Below are 17,538 nucleotides of genomic sequence, written 5' to 3' on the forward strand. Positions count from 1 at the left end.
CCTAGGTCAGAACCCCAGCTGACGCAGCCGTGTGCTCGACGATCTCGCGGTAGAACGGCGCAACGACCGCGGGGGAGACTCGGCAGTCCAGGAGATAAACGCCGTCGCTTCCCGACGCGACCCACGACTCGAAGTCCACCAGATCGTCGAGCGAACGGATGACGTCACCCCTGCCGCCGAGAGACCGCGCGATGCCGGCGAAGTCGACCTCGTCGATGAGCATCGGTGCTGTGCCGAGGCCCTGCCTCCCATACGAGTGAATCTCGGCGCCGTACGCCGCGTCGTTCCAGACGACGATGATCCCCCGCCTGGCCGTGCGGATGACCGAATCGAGGTCGGCGAGAGCCATCAGTCCACCGCCGTCGCCGGTGGAGACCACGAGGGTCGCATCCGGGAGGGCAGCTGCCGCGCCGACGGCACTGCCGAACCCAAGGCCGATCGTCTGAAACGCGGTTCCCACCATGAGCGATCGGTTCGGCGACGCGACACCCCAGTAGGTGTTGGACCAGCCGAGGAAGTGTCCGCCGTCGGTCACCGTCACCCGGTCCTCGGGCAGAGTGCCGGCCAGCCGGATGGCGACGCTGCGGGGGTCGAGCCTGCCGTCCTCCAGCGTGCCGACGCTCGATTCGCGAACGCGGAACCTCGCGGCATCCGCTGCCAACCGGTTACGCCAACCCGCTGAGTGTCGCGGCGCGGGCGGGACGGCGGCCAGGATGGCGTTCGCGGTGAGGGCGACGTCGCCGGTAACCGCCAGTGTGACAGCGGGGTGTGCGGCCGGTTCGCGATCATCGATCCGGATCACAGCGGTGGCCGGGCCGAACAGCGTGTCGAACTTCGTGGTGAAGTGGTTGAGACCCGCGCCAGCGACGAGGGCGACGTCGGCCTCACCGATCAGTCGCATTGCCTCGTCCTGCCCGAACCCGCCGACGGTGCCGAGATCGAACTCGGGGCGGGAGAACAGTGAGCGCCCGAGCGCTGTGGTCGCGGTGAGGGCGCCGAGCGCGTCCGCGAGCCGGCTGAGCGGTTCGCCGGCTCCGGCCAGCCAGGCACCGCGGCCGGCAAGGACGACCGGGCGCCTGGCGCCGGACAGCACACGCGCGGCAGTGGCGATGTCCGCCTCCTTCGGTTCCACAGGCGCGGGGTGCGCCACGCGGGGCAGCGCTCCCTCTTCGCCGGCGTCGGCTGTCGCGAGGTCGGAGGGGATCGCCAGCACGACCGCCGTGCGGTGGGTGAGCGCGTGACCGACGGCGGCGACCGTGACGCAACCGGCATCCGCTGTGCTCACTGTGAATGTGGGGGCACCGACGGATGCCGCGAGCGCACGCTGGTCGATATCCCACGGCCGTGGCCCGGTTGTGGGTGAATCACCGACGAGCAGCACCAGCGGCGTGCTGGCCTGCACCGCCTCGGCGAGGGCCGTGACCGTGTTGGTGAAGCCGGCGCCGTAGGTTGTGGTCGCGACGGCGAGGCTGCCGCTCGCCCGGTAGAACGCGTCTGCGGCCGTCACCGCTGCGGCCTCGTGCCGCACGGCGGTATAGACGACCGGGGTGCGGCCGAGAGCGTCGATGACGTGGGCGTTGCCGTTGCCCATCACGCCGAAGGCGTGAGAGACGGACGGCGCGAGGGCCTCGGCGATGCGGGTGGCGACGGTGGTCATGGCTGTCCTCGAAGTCATATAGCGGCGGGTGAGTTCCGTATATGTCTTGCGGGGCCTGTGCCGACCTCGTTCAACGCCCCTTTTCCGAGCGCACGGCGCGACGCCGTTGACACCGGGCAGTCTAGTCCTGGGCCTATGGTCGGTAAACTCGCGCAGTGCCCGTTATCGAGATTTCCGACCTCAACGACCCGCGCCTCACCGATTATGCGCACCTGACCGACGTCGCGCTGAAGAAGGCCAGGGGGACAGAGCACGGCCTCTACCTCGCCGAATCGCTGCTCGTGTTCCAGCGCGCCTTGCGTGCCGGTCACCGACCCCGTTCCGTCCTCGCGCTCGGGACGAGCGCTGATGCCGCCATCGAGGCACTCGGCGAGGACGCTGCCGACGTCCCCGTTTTTGTCGGGCCGGGGGAGCTTCTCGCCGGCCTGACCGGCTATGTGCTGCACCGCGGACTCATCGCGTCGATGCACCGACCGGCGTTGCCCGAGCCGGCAGAACTGCTCGCCGGCGCTCGCCGCATCGTGATCCTCGAGAATGTTGCAGACCCCACCAACGTCGGCGCGATCTTCCGTTCAGCGGGCGCCATCGGGGCGGATGCCATTCTCGTGACGCCGCGCTGTTCCGACCCGTTCTATCGACGCGCCATTCGGGTGTCGATGGGCACCGTGCTCCAGGTGCCGTGGACCAGGGTCGGAGACTGGTCATCGACCCGCGCCCTGCTGACAGAGCAGGGTTTCCACGTTGCCGCCCTCGCGCTGAACGATGATGCCGTGAGCCTGCGGGACTTCGACGGGGCATCGCACGAGCGCCTGGCCCTCGTGCTCGGCGCTGAAGGTGACGGGCTGACCAGAGACGCGATAGCGGCATCCGATACCGTCGTCCAGATCCCGATGAAGCACGGCATCGATTCGCTCAACGTTGCTGCAGCCAGTGCTGTCGCGATGTGGGCTCTCGGCTGAGTCGTCGCAGGCGGGTGATAAATCAAGGCACCCAAAGTCAAGTCCCAGCGGCATTTTATTTACCCGTTTACATTGGGAAGTGCTCAGTTCGGGCATGAGAAAAGCGGCGCGATACTTACCAGCGCCAGCGCTGGCCCGTTCGGGAGCCGCGCGGAAACCTCAATGGCAGCTCGGCGGGTGGGACGACCGCGTCCGGGGCTGCCGGCTGACGGTCGTCCGCGCCAGCCCGTGTGAGTCTCACATCAATAATCCAGATTTCCCGTGCCATCCGGGCGTGTGTCAACACAGGTGGTAACCAGTGCGCCGATGGGCGTCAACGAGCTAAGGAGAAATGAAGAGATTGGGAAGTTTGGTCTACGGCTTCGGCGAGACTTATGAGTTCGAGGACCGACTCCTCGCGCACCTGAAGGTGGTTATCGGGTCGAAGCTTCGTCGCCGGGAAGGCTTCTACCTCAGTTGGCCACTCGGCCCCGACCAGGAACTCGGGCGTACCTCGCTGTGGCTGTCGCCGGCCATACCGCTGCAGTTCCATTTCAGCGACGACGCGTCGCCCGCGTTGAACAAACAGTGGCTCGAGTCGATGATGAGTTCGTCGTACGGTCCCCTGGGCCTGACGATTACCGAGGAGCCGGAGGACGCGTCCCGCGCAGGTCGGTCCGCCTGACCCGAACCGCGGTGCCCTGCCGAGCAGGGGCCCCGCGGGGCGCTGTCGGCGTGCTGCCGGAGGCGCCCATTCGGTGCTTACTCGGTGCTTACTCCGTGGCTTACTCCGTGGAGTGCCTCTCCAGGAAGGTGTACACCTCGGAGTCGTCGACACCGGGAAAAGTCCCGCTCGGCAGCGGAGCGAGCACGTGCGCGTGCAACCTCGCACTCGGCCAGGCGTTGTCACGCCAGCGCTCGGCGAGCGTGGTGGGCGGACGGCGGCAGCACGACGGGTCGGGGCAGGTCGACGTCGCGCGCGCCGTCGTCTCCCGCCCGCGGAACCATTTCGCCTGGTTGAACGGCACCCCGACCGAGATCGAGAATTCGCCAGCGCTGGTCGTGCCCGTCTGCGTTGCGCACCAGAAGGTGCCGGCGGGGGTATCGGTGTACTGGTAGAGCTCCGTCGTGCGGTTGGTGCGCTCGAACGCGCTTCGTGCGCTCCACTTGCGGCACACCAACTGGCCTTCGATCGCGCCGGTGACGTCGACGGGAAGCGGAAGGTTGTCGTTCTCGTAGCCTTTCGCGAGGGAACCGTCCTCCCCGACCCGAAGGAAGTGGAATGGCATGTCGAGGTGCCTCGTCGCGAGGTTTGTCAGCCGGAGCGCCGCGGCCTCATGGGTGACGCCGAACGCGTCACGGAAGTCCTCGACCGCCAGGTTCCGTTCGCGTTTCGCCTGGGTGAGGAAGTCGACGGCGGCTTTCTGCGGCATGAGACAACAGGCGGCAAAGTAGTTGATCTCGAGCCGTTGCTGCAGAAACGCGGCGTAGCTCGTCGGCCGGGTGTGCCCGAGCAGCCGGTGAGCCATCGCCTGGAGCGCCATCGACCGGAGGCCGTGGCCTCCGGGAATGGAGGCGGGCGGCAGGTAGATCCGGCCGTTGGCGAGGTCGGTGACACTTCTCGCTGAGTGCGGCAGGTCATTGACGTAGATCAGGCTCAGGCCGAGTTGTTCGGCCATGATGCTCACCGTGCGGTGGGTGAGCGCTCCGCGCACGTGACCCGCCGCTGCGAGGCGGGCTTCAGCGAGGTCCTCGATCTCCGGCAGGTAGTTGTCGCGCTCGCGCATGTTTTCCCGCAGCTCGGTGTTCGCGCGACGGGCCTCCTCGGGCGTGGCGATCGCCTCGGTCGCCTTCCGCTGGAGTTCGCGGTGCAGGCCGACGAGTGCTGCGAGTGCGTCATCGCTCATGCCTTTCGTCGGTTTGACGGCGGGCAGGCCCAGCTCGGTGTAGAGCGAACTCTGCTGGAAGCGTCGCAGTTCGATCTCGAGCGCCGCCCTCGGGTTCGGTGCCTCGGTCGACAGCAGATCGGTCAGCGCCACACCGAGGGCGGTGGCGATCGCCTGGAGCGTCGAGAGCTTGGGTTCGCGCTTGCCGTTCTCGATGAGGGAGAGCTGGCTTCCGGCGAGATCAACGCGCTCCCCGAGATCATCGAGTGTCAGGTTGTGCTCGGTTCGAAAGTGACGGATGCGATGCCCCAGCGTGGAGAGATCGGAGGTCGGTCGAGTCATGCCTTTACCGTAACCGAAAGAAGGGCGATTCTTAACGCCTCTTTCTTGATTATCCGAGGGATTTCTTTGTGAGAGTGGATGCAGGTCAACTTTTACAGCACGCAACGCAGCAGAGGAGCTCCCATGTCGATCGCCGAAGTCGACCGTCTCACGGTCACCACTCCGACCCCCGGGCTCCTCGAGACGGAGTCCGCCCCGATCGCCGGCACCGAAGCATCCGCCCCCCTCGACAAACTTCGTGCCTGGGTCGACTCGATTGCCGCACTGGCGCAGCCCGACGAGGTCGTCTGGTGTGACGGGTCGGTCCGTGAGAGTGACAGGCTGACCAAGCAGATGGTCGCCGAGGGCAAGTTCATCAAGCTCAACCCTGAGTGGCGCCCCAACAGTTACCTCGCCAGGAGCGCGCCGAGCGATGTCGCCCGGGTCGAATCCCGCACCTTCATCTGCTCGGACAGGGAAGAGGACGCGGGGCCGACGAACAACTGGCAGGACCCCGAGTCGATGCGTGGTGAACTGGATGCTGTCTTTTCGGGAAGCATGCGCGGTCGCACGATGTACGTCGTTCCGTTCTCGATGGGCGCTGTCGGTGGCCCGCTCTCGCAGCTCGGGGTTCAGATCACCGATTCCGTCTACGCCGTGCTCTCCATGGGCATCATGACCCGCGCGAGCGACACGGTTCTCGACCTCATCGCTGACGGTGTTCCCTGGGTGAAGACCGTGCATTCGGTCGGTGCACCGCTCGGCCCAGACGACGCAGATGTGCCCTGGCCGTGCAGCGACACCAAATACATCGTGCAGTTTCCCGAATCGCGAGAGGTGTGGTCGTACGGCTCCGGTTACGGCGGCAACGCCCTGCTGGCCAAGAAATGCTTCGCGCTGCGCATCGCGAGCGTCATGGGGCGCGACGAGGGCTGGCTCGCCGAACACATGCTGCTCGTTCGCATCATCTCGCCCGAGGGTAAGAAGTACCACGTCGCTGCCGCGTTCCCGTCCGCCTGCGGCAAGACGAACCTCGCGATGTTGCGCCCCACGATCCCGGGCTGGCGCATCGAGACCCTCGGTGATGACATCGTCTGGCTTCGTCCCGGTGAGGACGGCAGGATGTGGGCCATCAACCCCGAAGCCGGATTCTTCGGCGTCGCCCCAGGCACCGGCCAGTCGACCAACGTCACCGCCGTTGAAACGCTCTGGGGCAACACGATCTTCACCAACGTTGCGCTGCGTGACGACGGGGACGTCTGGTGGGAGGGCCTCACCGATAAGGCTCCCGATCACCTCATCGACTGGGAGGGCAACGACTGGACGCCTGACTCCGGGCGGCCGGCGGCTCACCCGAATTCCCGTTTCACCGTGGCAGCAGCCCAGTGCCCGTCGATCGCTGATGACTGGGAGGACGCTGTCCCTCTCGACGCCGTACTGTTCGGTGGGCGGCGCGCCACCAATGTCCCTCTTGTCGTCGAGGCCACCGACTGGACCCACGGCGTGTTCATGGGCGCGACCATCTCAAGCGAGAAGACGGCGGCCGCCGAAGGAACCGTCGGTGAGTTGCGCCGCGATCCGTTCGCGATGCTCCCGTTCTGCGGGTACAACATGGCCGACTACTGGGCGCACTGGCTGGCGGTTGGCCAGAACCTTCGCTTCGACCGGGCCCCGCGAATTTTCCAGGTCAACTGGTTCCGCAAGGGTGCCGACGGTGGGTTCCTCTGGCCGGGCTTCGGCGAGAACTCGCGGGTGCTCGAGTGGATCGTTCGCCGCATCGAGGGACAGGTACCGGCGCGGGAGACGCCCGCGGGTCGCATCCCGGTGCTCGCAGACCTCAACCGGGACGGTATCGACGTCTCCGATGACGCTCTTGAGGCGCTGTTCGCCATCGATCCTGAGTCATGGCTGGTCGAGGCCGACCTGACCGAAGAGTTTTTCAACACCTTCGGCTCCAGGGTGCCACCGGCCCTCCGCGCCGAACTCGCCTCGCTGCGTTACAGGCTGCACCAGAGCCGGTAGCCGGGCCATACAGCCGGCCTGACAGGGATGCCGCGAGGTGCCCGGAAGTGTTCTGAGACACCTTGGCGGGACCGTCTCAGAGCACTTCCGGGTACCTCGCGGTCGCGTGTTCAGCGACAGGTTCCGCGGCAGTCGCTGGTCTCCTCGCCGGTGATCGTCCTAGGATGGCGCCGTGCTGTCGATGACTGCGAGGACGGGGCGAGCATGAGAAACGTGCCGGAAGAATCGGTCGAGATTCTCTACCGGATTGCGGCCGCGCTGGAAAAGGACGGCCCGATCGAAGTGGGCACCATGTTCCGGAGCCCTGGGCTCAGAACGGGGAAGGCGATCGTGGCGTTCCTGGGATCGGAGAACCGCTTTCTTGTGAAGCTGCCGCGGGAACGCGCGGATGCCCTGGTTGACACGGGTGATGCTGAACCGGTCACCATGGGAGCGCGCACCATGCGCGAGTGGATCGCGATCCCGCCAGCGGACGGAGTGCCGGAGACAGAGGCCAGGTGGAGTGCGTTCGCCCGCGAGGCGTTCGCCTACGTCCGAAGTCTCTGAGACCCCTGCAGCGTGAGCGTGGTTCGTTACTACGTTTTATCGTAGTATCGACGGGTGGATGATCAGAGTGAATTACAGACGCTGAGGGAACAGCTGCTCGCACTTGCTTCGCGGGTGGCGACGCTTGAGAGCGGTGCGACGACCCACCCGCGGGTGGCTGAGCCTGGAGCCGAATCCGCTGACGCGTTCTGGGCGCTGTCAGGCCTGCGCTCGCGGTTAGCGGACCACGCATCGACGCGGGATGGCGCGGTGCTGCTTGTCGGCGCCGTAACGCTCCCGACCGGGGCGCCGGTTGAGTGGCAACAGGGCGCCGGCACCTCCGGGCTGTTCGAGGTGGAGTGGAGCGATCGGGCTGCGGCATTCGCGGCACTCGGACACCCGGTGCGACTGGAGCTGCTGCGACACATTCTCTCGGGTACCCACGCGACCGCCGACCTCGCCGCGCTCCAGTCGCTCGGGACCACGGGCCAGCTCCACCACCACCTGCGGCAATTGGTCTCGACCGGATGGGTGACGCAGAGTGGGCGGGGCAGCTACGAGGTCCCCGCTCGTCGCGTTGTCCCCCTGCTCGCGTGTCTCGCGGCGGTGGAGTAATGCGGTCGCTTATGGGGCTCTACCGCGTCCGAAGCGTGATCCTCGTGATCTCCGCCGCACTCATCGTCGTGGAGGGAGTCCTGGATACTGTGATGGAGGACGGTCCGGTCATCAGAATGCTGGGTCTGCTCCCGTTGGTTGGCGCACTCGGGCTTCTGGCGGTTCTCCTCAGTATCGCCCTGGCCGCCAAACGGCTTCCCGTGCGTCCTCCGGTCCCCGTCACTTCGCCGGTCACAGGGCGCTGGCTGGGAATCAACAGTCCAGAGACCAAGGTGCCAAGTCACGGCATCCGTGCGTATGGGCAGGCGTATGCCATCGACCTTGTCCATGAGCCTCTGGATCGCGTGCGACCCGCATTCGGTTCGGGATCGCCGATGCGACCTCCGGCCGACTACCCGGCATTCGGGCAGCCGGTTCGGGCGATGATCGACGGCGTCGTTGTCAGCGCGTCGGGCAGCCAGCGTGACCACCGCGCGCGCTCCACCTCGCTCGGGGTGATCTACATGATGGTCGAGGGAGCTCTCCGTGAGGTCGGCGGGCCGGGGTTCATCGTGGGGAACCACGTCACGATCCGGGGCGCCGATGGCGTGTACGCCCTGGTCGCACACCTGAAGAAGGACTCGTTGCTCGTGGCGGAGGGCGACAGGGTCGAGGCGGGCCAGCTCATCGCCGCGTGTGGAAACACGGGAAACACGAGTGAGCCGCATGTCCATGCCCAGCTCATGGACCGCCGTTCGCTGTGGACAGCGCAGGGCATCCCTTTCCTGTTCGCAGGCATCCGTGTCGATGACGACGGTGAGTCGCGGGACGCTCTTCCCGGCGACGGCCAGCACATGGACGCCGCCTGCGTGGTGGAATCGCGCTGACCGGGATGCGTTCCGCCCGGAAGTGGTAAGCGGCGTCAGCGCAACCCCTCCTTGTGGCCGCCGTGCGTTACCTACACTCGACGGATGCTCCTCATTTTCGGAACAACGCTCCGCAACCGGGTACTCGTCGTTGTGAACTTCCTCTGCCAGTTCTGCGGCACACATGCCTCGCAGGACGTCATCGAGAGCGCAACGAAGGTCTCAGTGTTCTTCATCCCGCTGTTCACGCTCCGCAAGCAGTACTACGTCACCTGCTCGAACTGCGGGGGAACTACACCGCTGACCAAGGAGCAGGCCACCCACGGAATCGAGTGGGCAGCCCGTAACCGCCAGGTCAGCTGACCCGCCGCGCCTAGACCAGGAGCTGGTGCTTGGCGAGTTCCTTGTAGAGGGGGACGGATGCCACGAGCTCGGAGTGCGTACCCGAACCGACCACGCGGCCCTGGTCGAGAACCACGATCGTGTCGCTGTCGACGACCGTCGAGAGGCGGTGCGCGATCACGATGAGTGTGCGGTCCTCGGCCACTGCGTCGATCGCGAGCCGCATCTTCTGTTCGTTCACGCCGTCGAGCGACGACGTGGATTCGTCGAGCAGGAGGATCGGGGGAGCGGAGAGCAGCGCTCGCGCGATGGCGAGGCGCTGACGCTCTCCACCGGAGAGCATGATGCCCTCCTCGCCGACCGGTGCGCCGAGTCCGAGCGGGTTGCGGTCGAGCACATCGGTGAGGTTGACCGCGTGCAGTACGCGGATGCAGTCCTCGTCGGTGGCGTCAGGGGTCGACAGCAGCAGGTTGTCGCGGATGGATCCGGCGAGCACTGGGGCGTCCTGTTCCACGTACCCGATCTGCGAGCGGAGTTCCGTGCGCGGCATCGTGCGGATGTCGACGCCGCCGAAGCGGATCGCCCCGGCTTCAGGGTCGTAGAACCGCTCGATGAGACCGAGGATCGTCGACTTGCCTGCCCCGGACGGGCCGACAAGTGCGGTGCGCTGCCCACGAGCCGCCGTGAAACTGACCCCGCGCAGTACCGGGTCGCCCGGTCGGCGTTTGTCGGTGTTGGCAACCGGCGCGAGGTCGCTCGTCAGGTCGCTGGGTGTGAGGGTGTCGCGGTCCGGGTCGACGCCAGCGGCGGCGTCCTTGTCCGTCTTGGTTGTGTCATCGACGGCCGCAGCCGGGTAGGAGAAGACCACCGAATCGAACTCGATCGCGGGCGCGCTGGCGGAGCGGATGCCGGGGGCGGCGACGGTCGCGGCGATGGCGGCATCCGCGTCGTCTTCGCGTGGCAGGTTGATGATCTCCTGGATGCGGCCGAGGGCGCCGAGCGCCTGGTTGGTCGCGGAGATCGCACCGAATGCCTGGCCGAGCGGCATGATCATCATGAAGAGGAACAGAATGAAGGCGACCAGGCTCGCGATGGTGATCGCGCCGCTCGCCACCCGGAACCCGCCGACGCCGAGAACGACGAGGAACGATACCTGCATGGCGATGCCGGCGACGGGGACGACGAGAGCGGACACCTTCGCGACCTGGATGCCCATGCGCCATGCGCCCGTGGCGTCGTTGTCGACGGTGGCGATCTCGCGATCCGTTGCGTTCGATGCCCGCACGGTCCGAACCGAGCTGATGGCGCGCTCGACGGAGGCGGCAAGGTCGCCCACCTTGGCCTGGGCGCGCTGGCTCGCGACCCGGATCTTTCCGGAGAGGGCGACGACGGTGACGATCGACACGGCGATGACGAGCGCGGTGAGGCCGAGCAGCACCGGGTCGATGATGAGCATGGCGATGAGGGCGCCGATAAATGTGATGATGCCGCCGACCGCCTCGACGAGCCCCTGGGTGAGCACAGCACGGAGGAGCGTGGTGTCGCTGCTCACGCGGGACACGAGGTCGCCTGTGCGGCGGGTGTCGAACTCGGAGATCGGCAGGTGCAGCATGCGTGCGACGAGTTTGCGGCGGCTGGAGAGGACGACGCCCTCACCGGTGCGCTGCAGGAGGTAGTGCTGGTAGCCGGAGATGACCCCGGAGACGACGACGAGCGCGATGAGTGCCCAGACCAGCCCGCCGAGCGCCTTGCCCTGCTCGACGATGCCGATGACCTGGCTGACGAGAAGCGGCTGGGCAAGCGATGCGGCCGAGCCGAGGATGCTCAGCGCGATGATGAACCAGAGGATCCGTTTGTGCTCGAAGAGGTAGGGGATCAGTTCACTGAACCGGGCACGCGGGCCCTCATCGGTTTTCGGCGATCGTCCGGAGAGAGAGCGACGGGCTGGCCGGGTACTGCTGGGGGCTGACATGCGGGTGTCCTTGGATCCTTGGGGAATGACGGGAGGTCAGCTTCGACCATACTTCTTGTGAACTGCTTGTTTGCTCACACCGAGTGCAAGCGCGATCAACTGCCAGGGTGCGTTGGCGTTTCTTGCCCGGCGGACGGCGATTGCTTCGACCTGGTCGAGTTCCTTGCGGAGTTTGGCGATGGCCCGGAGAGCCGCGATCGGGTCGTTTGAACCTGCTTCCCCGGCCAGTGTTGCGATGGTTCCTGTGCCCATGGTGTCAACGATAGTTGACGAGTTGTGAGCCGTCAACCTTTGTTGACGAACCCGGCCATGCACGGCTGCCGTGACGTTTGCAACCCGCCTCCGCGCGCCAACGACGCGGATAAGCTGGATACCCTTCCAGAAGGAGCACACATGGGTTCGGTAATCGGCGAGATCCTCACAGCCGCAGTCGGTATAGCGCTCAGCCCTATTCCGCTGGTGGCAGCGATTACGCTGATGCTCACGCCGAAATCTGTTCCGGCGGGCCTTGGTTTCCTCGGTGGATGGCTGCTCGGTGTGATCGTGCCGGTCGTCGCTCTCACCGCGATCGCCAACGCCCTCCCGGAAGACGCGGGGGATGACTCGACACCGATCGCGGGGATCGTGAGGCTTGTGCTCGGTGCGCTCCTCGTTTATCTCGCCGTCGGACAGTGGCGGCTTCGCCCGCTGCCCGGCCGCGCCGGCGTATTGCCGCGGTGGATGGCCGCTGCGGAGGAGATGACCGTTACGCAGGGGATCGCGCTCGGCTTCGGGCTGGGAGCGCTCGCGCCCAAGAACCTCGCGCTCGGGATCGCGGCAGGACTCACCATCGGCGGGGCCGAACTCAATCTCCGCGACACGATCGTCAGTGTGCTCATCTTCGTCGTTATTGCAGTTTCGACGGTGCTGATCACCATCGTCGGGTACCAGATGGCCACAGATGCGTGGCAGAAGCCGCTCGCGGATCTGCGCACCTGGCTCGTCCGGAACGGCCCGACCGTGCTCGCGGTTGCGCTCCTTCTCCTCGGCGCCGAACTCATCGGGGATGGCATCAGCTCGTTCTGAGCCGCGCCCGGCACGAGAGCATCACTTCCGGTCGAAAGCATCCGGCGGAACTGATGGGCTCGACCGGAAGTGATGTTCTCGACGCTGTGAGCAACGGATGCCGTCCCGCGCGAGGCGAGGGACGGCATCCGTTCGCTCTATGGGGCTCTCGTCGCGGTGACGAGCAGGTACTCCCACTCGAGCGTGCAGCCGCCGGCGTCGAACCGATTGACCAGGTCGACCAGATCGCGGTCGAGGGCCGCAATCCGGTCGGCGTCATCGCCGATGTTCTTGTACGTGACGATCGTCGGGCCATAGCGCGCTTTGAAGTAGTCGCGCAGTTCTTCGGCTGAGTTGAATCGCGTCACCTGCAGGATCTTGTGAGTCGAGGTGAACTCGTTCACCCGATCACCGATCAGCGACTTGACGTGCTCCTCCGAACCCCAGAGCGGCGGGGGAGAGGCGCCTGGTGGAGGCGGGGGAGCGTACGGCTTCATCGTCGCGAACATCTGCCCGATGAAGCCCTCGGGGGTCCAGCTGATGAGCCCGATTCTGCCGCCGGTCCGGCACACGCGGAGCAACTCGTCGGCGCTGACCTCGTGCCGAGGGGCGAACATGATGCCGACCGTCGACATGACGGTGTCGAACTCGCCGTCGGCGAACGGCAAAGCCTCGGCATCGGCCTGCCGCCAGTCCAGCTGGACCCCAAGCTCTTCCGCCCGGCGTGACCCCGCCTCGAGGAGCTCAGGAGTGAGGTCGCTTGCGACGACATCGGCTCCCGCCTGCGCTGCGGGGATGGCGGCGTTGCCTGACCCGGCCGCGATGTCGAGCACGCGCTGGCCGGGCCCGATCCGGAGCGCTTCCACGATCGTTGCGCCGAGGTCCGAGATCAGGTCGGCGGCGAGTTCGGGGTAGTTCCCCAGAGCCCACATCGTGCGATGTTTGGCTTTCAATGCCTTGTCGGCATCGGTGGTGACGTCGGTCATTGTCTTCCTTTCGTTCGCGCGGGGCCGGTACCAGCTCCGCTGGTGTTGTGCCCTCAGTATGGGACCGGCGGCGGTGCGGCGAAACGGGGTCGTGAGCCTTAAACGACGGATGCCGCCCCCCGCGAGGCGAGGGACGGCATCCGTTGTTGGGACGTGAACTTATCGGTCGATGTCGACGTCCTTGGTTTCCTTGCCGATGATGAGCGCCACCAGTGTGATGAGGCCCATGACGGCGAGGTAGACGCCGACGAGGACCGGGCTTCCGTCGGCTTCAGCCCACAGCCACACGGCGATGAACGGGGCGACAGCGGCGCCGAGGATCGACGACACGTTGTAGGAGATGCCGGATCCGGTGTAGCGCACGTTGGTCGGGAACAGCTCGGGCAGGAGTGCACCCATCGGACCGAAGGTCATGCCCATGAGGCTGAACCCGATGATGAGGAACGCCATCACGCCGACGAACCCGCCGCTGAGCAGCGGCACCCAGAGCAGTCCGAACACGATGATGCCCGACGTGACGATGATCAGTGTCTTGCGGCGGCCGAACTTGTCTGCCCACGGGCCTGACAGCAGCGTGAAGATACCGAAGAAGACCACGCCGGCGATGAGCATGAGCACAAACGTGTTGTAGCTGTAGCCGAGGCCTGGCTGCTGGCCCTCCGCCGGGTCGATCGGTGCGCGGCCGTAGCTCAGCGAGAACGTCGTCATCAGGTAGAACAGCACGTAGGTGGCGAGCATGAAGAAGGTGCCGAGGATGAGCTCGCGCCAGTTGGTCTTGAAGACCAGCTTGAGCGGCAGCTTGGAGACCTTGCCCGACTTCACGGTCTTGGTGAAGGCGTCACTCTCGACGAGCTTGAGTCGTACCCAGAGTCCGACGATGACCATGACCGCCGAGAACAGGAACGGGATGCGCCAGCCCCAGTCGAGGAACGCGTCAGACGGCCGCGACGGGTCTTCGGAGGGGAGGACGAAAGCGATGATCAGGAACAGGCCGTTCGCGATGATGAAGCCGATCGGGGCGCCAAGCTGCGGGAAGGTGCCGTACCAGGCGCGCTTGCCGACCGGTGCGTTCTCGGTAGCGACGAGAGCGGCACCGCTCCACTCGCCACCGAGCGCAAAGCCCTGGGCGAGGCGCAGCACGACGAGCAGCAGCGGGGCGAACCAGCCGATGACGAGGTACGTCGGGAGCAGACCGATGAGGAAGGTGGCGATACCCATCGTGAGGAGGGCAGCGACCAGCGTGGTTTTGCGCCCGACCCTGTCGCCGAGGTGTCCGAAGAAGACGGCTCCGAGCGGACGGGCGACCATGGCGGCACCGAAGATGGCGAACGACGACAGCAGGGCGGTCGTCTCGTTGCCGGCCGGGAAGAAGAGGTACGGGAAGACCAGGACGGCGGCCGTCGCGTAGACGTAGAAGTCGTAGAACTCGATGGTCGTCCCGATGAGGGACGCGAGGACGACCCGCGACTTCGGGTTGGCTGGAGCCTGTGAGGGGATGGTGGCTGAGGCTGACATGGTGCTCTCTCGTCGGTGAAGGAGCCATTGGAGGCGCGGGCCGGTCGCGTCTGCCAACCCCAACGGCGGAACATACAGTGGGTCGCGCTTGTGGCGCGGCTTTCACACCTTACGCCCAGTCTTCTCGAGGGCAAAAACCCCATAGCCGTGATCGGTGCAAATCGTCAGGAGCCGTCAAATTCGATCAGTACCTTGCAACTCGCAGCGCCGTCGGCGGCGACCGCGAATGCTTCCCTGGCGCGCTCGAGTGGGAACGTGTGTGTGATCAGGTCGTCTGCAATCGGCGTATCTCGCAACACAGCAAGCGCGCGATCCATCTCATCGGTGAATCGGAAGGCCCCGCGAAGGTCGAGTTCATGGCTCACCAGGAGAGCGAGTGGCAGTGCAATCGGGTCGAGCGGAAGATTGCCTACCTGCACGATGGTCCCGCCGACGGCGACCGTCCGAAGCAGCTGTGCGAGTGAGGCTGGCGCCCCCGACGCTTCGAGCGCGACAGCGAATTCGTCTGACGCAGCCTGGCCAACGTCGAAGACCTGATCAGCGCCGACCCGGCGTGCCCGATCGCGCGCCGCATGGGCCAGGTCTGTCGCGAGGATTTTCCGCGCTCCCGCGGCTCGCAACGCGATGATCGACAGCGCACCCACCGGGCCGCACCCGCTCACCATCACGGTTTGTCCCTCGACATCACCCGCTCGGACCACCGCGTGCAGCGCCACGGAGAAGGGCTCCGCCAGCGCGGCCCTGCGCAGGCACAAGCCCTCGGGGACAAGTCGTACCTGATCGTGGTGAACGACAATTTCCTCGGCGAAAGCGCCGTCTCTGTGCGGGAACACCGCCGCAGAGCCGAGGTAGGTGAGATTCGGGTGGAGGTTCATTCGTCCGGTCAAGCGCGACGGCAGAACTCCGCTCGTGGACGCTGGGTGAACGACTACCCGCGCTCCCTCGTCAATCGAGGTCACGGCCGCGCCAACAGCGGTCACGGTGCCCGACAGTTCGTGGCCAGGAACGAACGGATGCTCCTGCACAGCGCTTCCGGATCGGCCCGATTTCCAGTACGAGATGTCGGAACCGCAAATGCCTGCCCATGCCACTCGGATCAGAACCTGATCTCGGCCGACAACCGGGGCGGGGCGGCTCGTCAGCCGCAGGTCGCCTGGTGCATGGAGTTCGAGGACGCGCATAGGACTTTCCCAACTGCGAGGCCGACACGGTGATCGGCGTGGACAGGAGACTACTCAGGAGATTGCCGGCGCTGACACGGATTGAGTCCGATGTCAGAACGCGTTGACCAGTCCGATCACGCCGACGGCGATGATGGATAGCGCCGAGATGAGCAGCATGACCGTTGTCGCCCGGCCGTCCTTAACCCGCTGGTCCGTTTGGGTGCGTGACAGGTAAACGGTCGCGATGGCAACGCCGATGAGGAACACGGCGTTGAGTAATCCGGCAATAATCACGAGCGGCAGCGGCGATGAGACGATCGTTCCGAAGAGCCCCCAGATGATCGGCAACACGATCATGATCCAGCGCATCCAACGGTCCCGCTGCTTCTGGTTAAACCAGTCGAACGCACCGAAGAGCGAGAGGGTGTTCCCGATTTGCCGGCCGAGGCTCGGAACGTTCGCGATGATTGTCTTGAACAGCGCTACCCCGGCGCCGAGCAGGAAGACCGTTGCGCCCCATGCCCCGACGCCGGCCTCGAAGGTTCCGGAGAGCGTCGTCATGACCTCTGTGCCCTCCGGCACAATGCCCTGCGGATGCAGGACGGCTGCCCCGAGCATGTAGAAGGCGGCGGTGCTGATGGTGTAAATCACCCAGGACACCCAGGCGTCAACTTTCATGACACCGATCCAGCCGCGGGCTCGACGCTCCCAGGCTTCGGACGCGTCCTTGGGGCCGGTCCACGCTGCGTAGCCCTTTTCGACACACCAGTAGGTGTACGCCGTCATCTCTCCGGCCCCGACCCCGGTGAGTCCGAACATCGACAGGGCAATGCCCATGGCGCCGACGGCGATCTGGAACTGGAATCCCTCACCGAGGTCGGCGCCGGTCCAGGCGAACTCGGTCCTCTGGATCAGGAACACCATCGCGACAGCGAAAGCCGTCACGATGAAGACGAGAACCGTCGATACCCGCTCGACGACTGTGTACTTGTTGGCGATATGGATGAGGATCGCGAGGACCGCGAGGATCGCGACCCACGATCCGATCGAGACCAGCGAATACGGATCGTCCCCGAAGGGAAACAGCGTGCTGAAGGCGAATGCTGCAGCGCTGATTACTCCGGCCTGGCTCGTGAGGAACTGGAGGAACATGAGCAGGACGAGCCAGGCCATCCACCCGCGCTTGCCGAGGCGCGGTGGTACGTCGTCATAACCGGCAACGGCGACGCGACCGGTCGATATCGTCCATCGCGCAAGCTCGATCTGCACCCAGACTTTGACGAACGTCGACACGAAGACCAGCCAGAACAGCGTGAAGCCGGCCTGAGCGCCGAGGGCGGTTGCCGTCAGCAGTTCTCCGGAGCCGACGACCGCGGCTGAGGTAATCATCCCTGGCCCAAGGAAACGGAACCGGCCGGCGAGCGTTGTCGGCGGCTCCTTGACCTGAGTCCCGTCGAGAATGTACGGATCTGAGCGGGTGATCGTGGTCGCGTCAGATGGCGTCGTCATGATGGCCTCCTTGCCAACTCGCGCCGGTGTCGGCCCGACACACCGGCCAAGTTAGCAGTTCACTCGACGGGAGGCCAGAGGGTGCAACGGAAGCGGAGGCGGGTGCACCCTGGGAGGAGAATCGTGGGGTCTGCGGCCCATAGCCGGTTGGCCCCCGCGATGTTCCTCCCGAAACGTCGGCACCGGGGGCGCGGGACG

16 protein-coding genes are annotated in these 17,538 nt (G+C 65.9%); 8 read left to right on the forward strand and 8 right to left on the reverse strand.

From position 1 onward, the window contains the following. Position 1: 1 nt before the first annotated feature. A complete protein-coding gene (locus AC1X6S_RS09390) occupies positions 2–1,657 on the reverse strand; it encodes a thiamine pyrophosphate-binding protein (RefSeq protein ID WP_483405485.1) in 1,656 nt (551 codons plus the stop codon). 155 nt (positions 1,658–1,812) lie between these two features. On the opposite strand from AC1X6S_RS09390, the gene AC1X6S_RS09395 reads away from it, so the two are divergent. Together AC1X6S_RS09395 and AC1X6S_RS09400 are read left to right on the forward strand one after the other, a co-directional pair. Next, on the forward strand, positions 1,813–2,616 hold the full coding sequence (locus tag AC1X6S_RS09395) for a TrmH family RNA methyltransferase (protein ID WP_483405486.1): 804 nt from the start codon (positions 1,813–1,815) through the stop codon (positions 2,614–2,616). Positions 2,617–2,947: 331 nt separating this feature from the next. Then, positions 2,948–3,280 (forward strand): DUF7882 family protein, encoded by a 333-nt coding sequence (locus AC1X6S_RS09400; protein ID WP_483405487.1) that lies wholly within the window; start codon positions 2,948–2,950, stop codon positions 3,278–3,280. A gap of 100 nt (positions 3,281–3,380) precedes the next feature. Here the strand turns inward: AC1X6S_RS09400 and AC1X6S_RS09405 are convergent, their stop codons facing one another. Next, positions 3,381–4,823: a helix-turn-helix domain-containing protein gene (locus AC1X6S_RS09405; protein WP_483405488.1), complete on the reverse strand. Its 1,443-nt coding sequence runs from the start codon at positions 4,821–4,823 to the stop codon at positions 3,381–3,383. Between the two features lie 123 nt (positions 4,824–4,946). On the opposite strand from AC1X6S_RS09405, the gene AC1X6S_RS09410 reads away from it, so the two are divergent. From AC1X6S_RS09410 to AC1X6S_RS09430, 5 genes are all read left to right on the forward strand, one after another. Then, positions 4,947–6,824 carry a phosphoenolpyruvate carboxykinase (GTP) gene (locus tag AC1X6S_RS09410; RefSeq protein WP_483405489.1) on the forward strand — a complete coding sequence of 626 codons (1,878 nt, stop codon included), beginning with the start codon at positions 4,947–4,949 and terminating at the stop codon, positions 6,822–6,824. Positions 6,825–7,028: 204 nt separating this feature from the next. Beyond that, positions 7,029–7,370: a hypothetical protein gene (locus tag AC1X6S_RS09415; RefSeq protein WP_483405490.1), complete on the forward strand. Its 342-nt coding sequence runs from the start codon at positions 7,029–7,031 to the stop codon at positions 7,368–7,370. A gap of 54 nt (positions 7,371–7,424) precedes the next feature. Further along, positions 7,425–7,964, forward strand: a complete 540-nt coding sequence (locus tag AC1X6S_RS09420; protein ID WP_483405491.1) for an ArsR/SmtB family transcription factor — start codon at positions 7,425–7,427, stop codon at positions 7,962–7,964. Further along, entirely contained in the window at positions 7,964–8,830 is an 867-nt protein-coding gene (locus tag AC1X6S_RS09425) for a M23 family metallopeptidase (protein WP_483405492.1), read from the forward strand. Before AC1X6S_RS09420 ends, AC1X6S_RS09425 begins: the two co-directional genes overlap by 1 nt. 84 nt (positions 8,831–8,914) lie before the next feature. Beyond that, positions 8,915–9,172 carry a zinc-ribbon domain-containing protein gene (locus AC1X6S_RS09430; protein WP_483405493.1) on the forward strand — a complete coding sequence of 86 codons (258 nt, stop codon included), beginning with the start codon at positions 8,915–8,917 and terminating at the stop codon, positions 9,170–9,172. Positions 9,173–9,182: 10 nt separating this feature from the next. On the opposite strand, the gene AC1X6S_RS09435 is transcribed toward AC1X6S_RS09430, so the two are convergent. Further along, on the reverse strand, positions 9,183–11,123 hold the full coding sequence (locus AC1X6S_RS09435) for an ABC transporter ATP-binding protein (RefSeq protein WP_483405494.1): 1,941 nt from the start codon (positions 11,121–11,123) through the stop codon (positions 9,183–9,185). 36 nt (positions 11,124–11,159) lie between these two features. Beyond that, a complete protein-coding gene (locus tag AC1X6S_RS09440; RefSeq protein WP_483405495.1) occupies positions 11,160–11,375 on the reverse strand; it encodes a hypothetical protein in 216 nt (71 codons plus the stop codon). A gap of 141 nt (positions 11,376–11,516) precedes the next feature. Between AC1X6S_RS09440 and AC1X6S_RS09445 the strand changes: the two genes are divergently transcribed. After that, complete coding sequence (locus AC1X6S_RS09445) at positions 11,517–12,188, forward strand: GAP family protein (protein ID WP_483405496.1); 672 nt, start codon at positions 11,517–11,519, stop codon at positions 12,186–12,188. Between the two features lie 137 nt (positions 12,189–12,325). Here the strand turns inward: AC1X6S_RS09445 and AC1X6S_RS09450 are convergent, their stop codons facing one another. From AC1X6S_RS09450 to AC1X6S_RS09465, 4 genes are all read right to left on the reverse strand, one after another. Beyond that, on the reverse strand, positions 12,326–13,153 hold the full coding sequence (locus AC1X6S_RS09450; RefSeq protein ID WP_483405497.1) for a class I SAM-dependent methyltransferase: 828 nt from the start codon (positions 13,151–13,153) through the stop codon (positions 12,326–12,328). 159 nt (positions 13,154–13,312) lie between these two features. Beyond that, on the reverse strand, positions 13,313–14,668 hold the full coding sequence (locus AC1X6S_RS09455; protein WP_483405498.1) for an MFS transporter: 1,356 nt from the start codon (positions 14,666–14,668) through the stop codon (positions 13,313–13,315). Between the two features lie 164 nt (positions 14,669–14,832). Then, the gene (locus AC1X6S_RS09460; protein WP_483405499.1) at positions 14,833–15,849 is read right to left on the reverse strand and encodes an alcohol dehydrogenase catalytic domain-containing protein; all 1,017 of its coding nucleotides are present in this window, start codon (positions 15,847–15,849) and stop codon (positions 14,833–14,835) included. A gap of 93 nt (positions 15,850–15,942) precedes the next feature. Further along, on the reverse strand, positions 15,943–17,340 hold the full coding sequence (locus AC1X6S_RS09465; RefSeq protein ID WP_483405500.1) for an Nramp family divalent metal transporter: 1,398 nt from the start codon (positions 17,338–17,340) through the stop codon (positions 15,943–15,945). Between the last annotated feature and the right edge of the window lie 198 nt (positions 17,341–17,538).

This window comes from Mycetocola sp. Y442 (assembly GCF_056898615.1).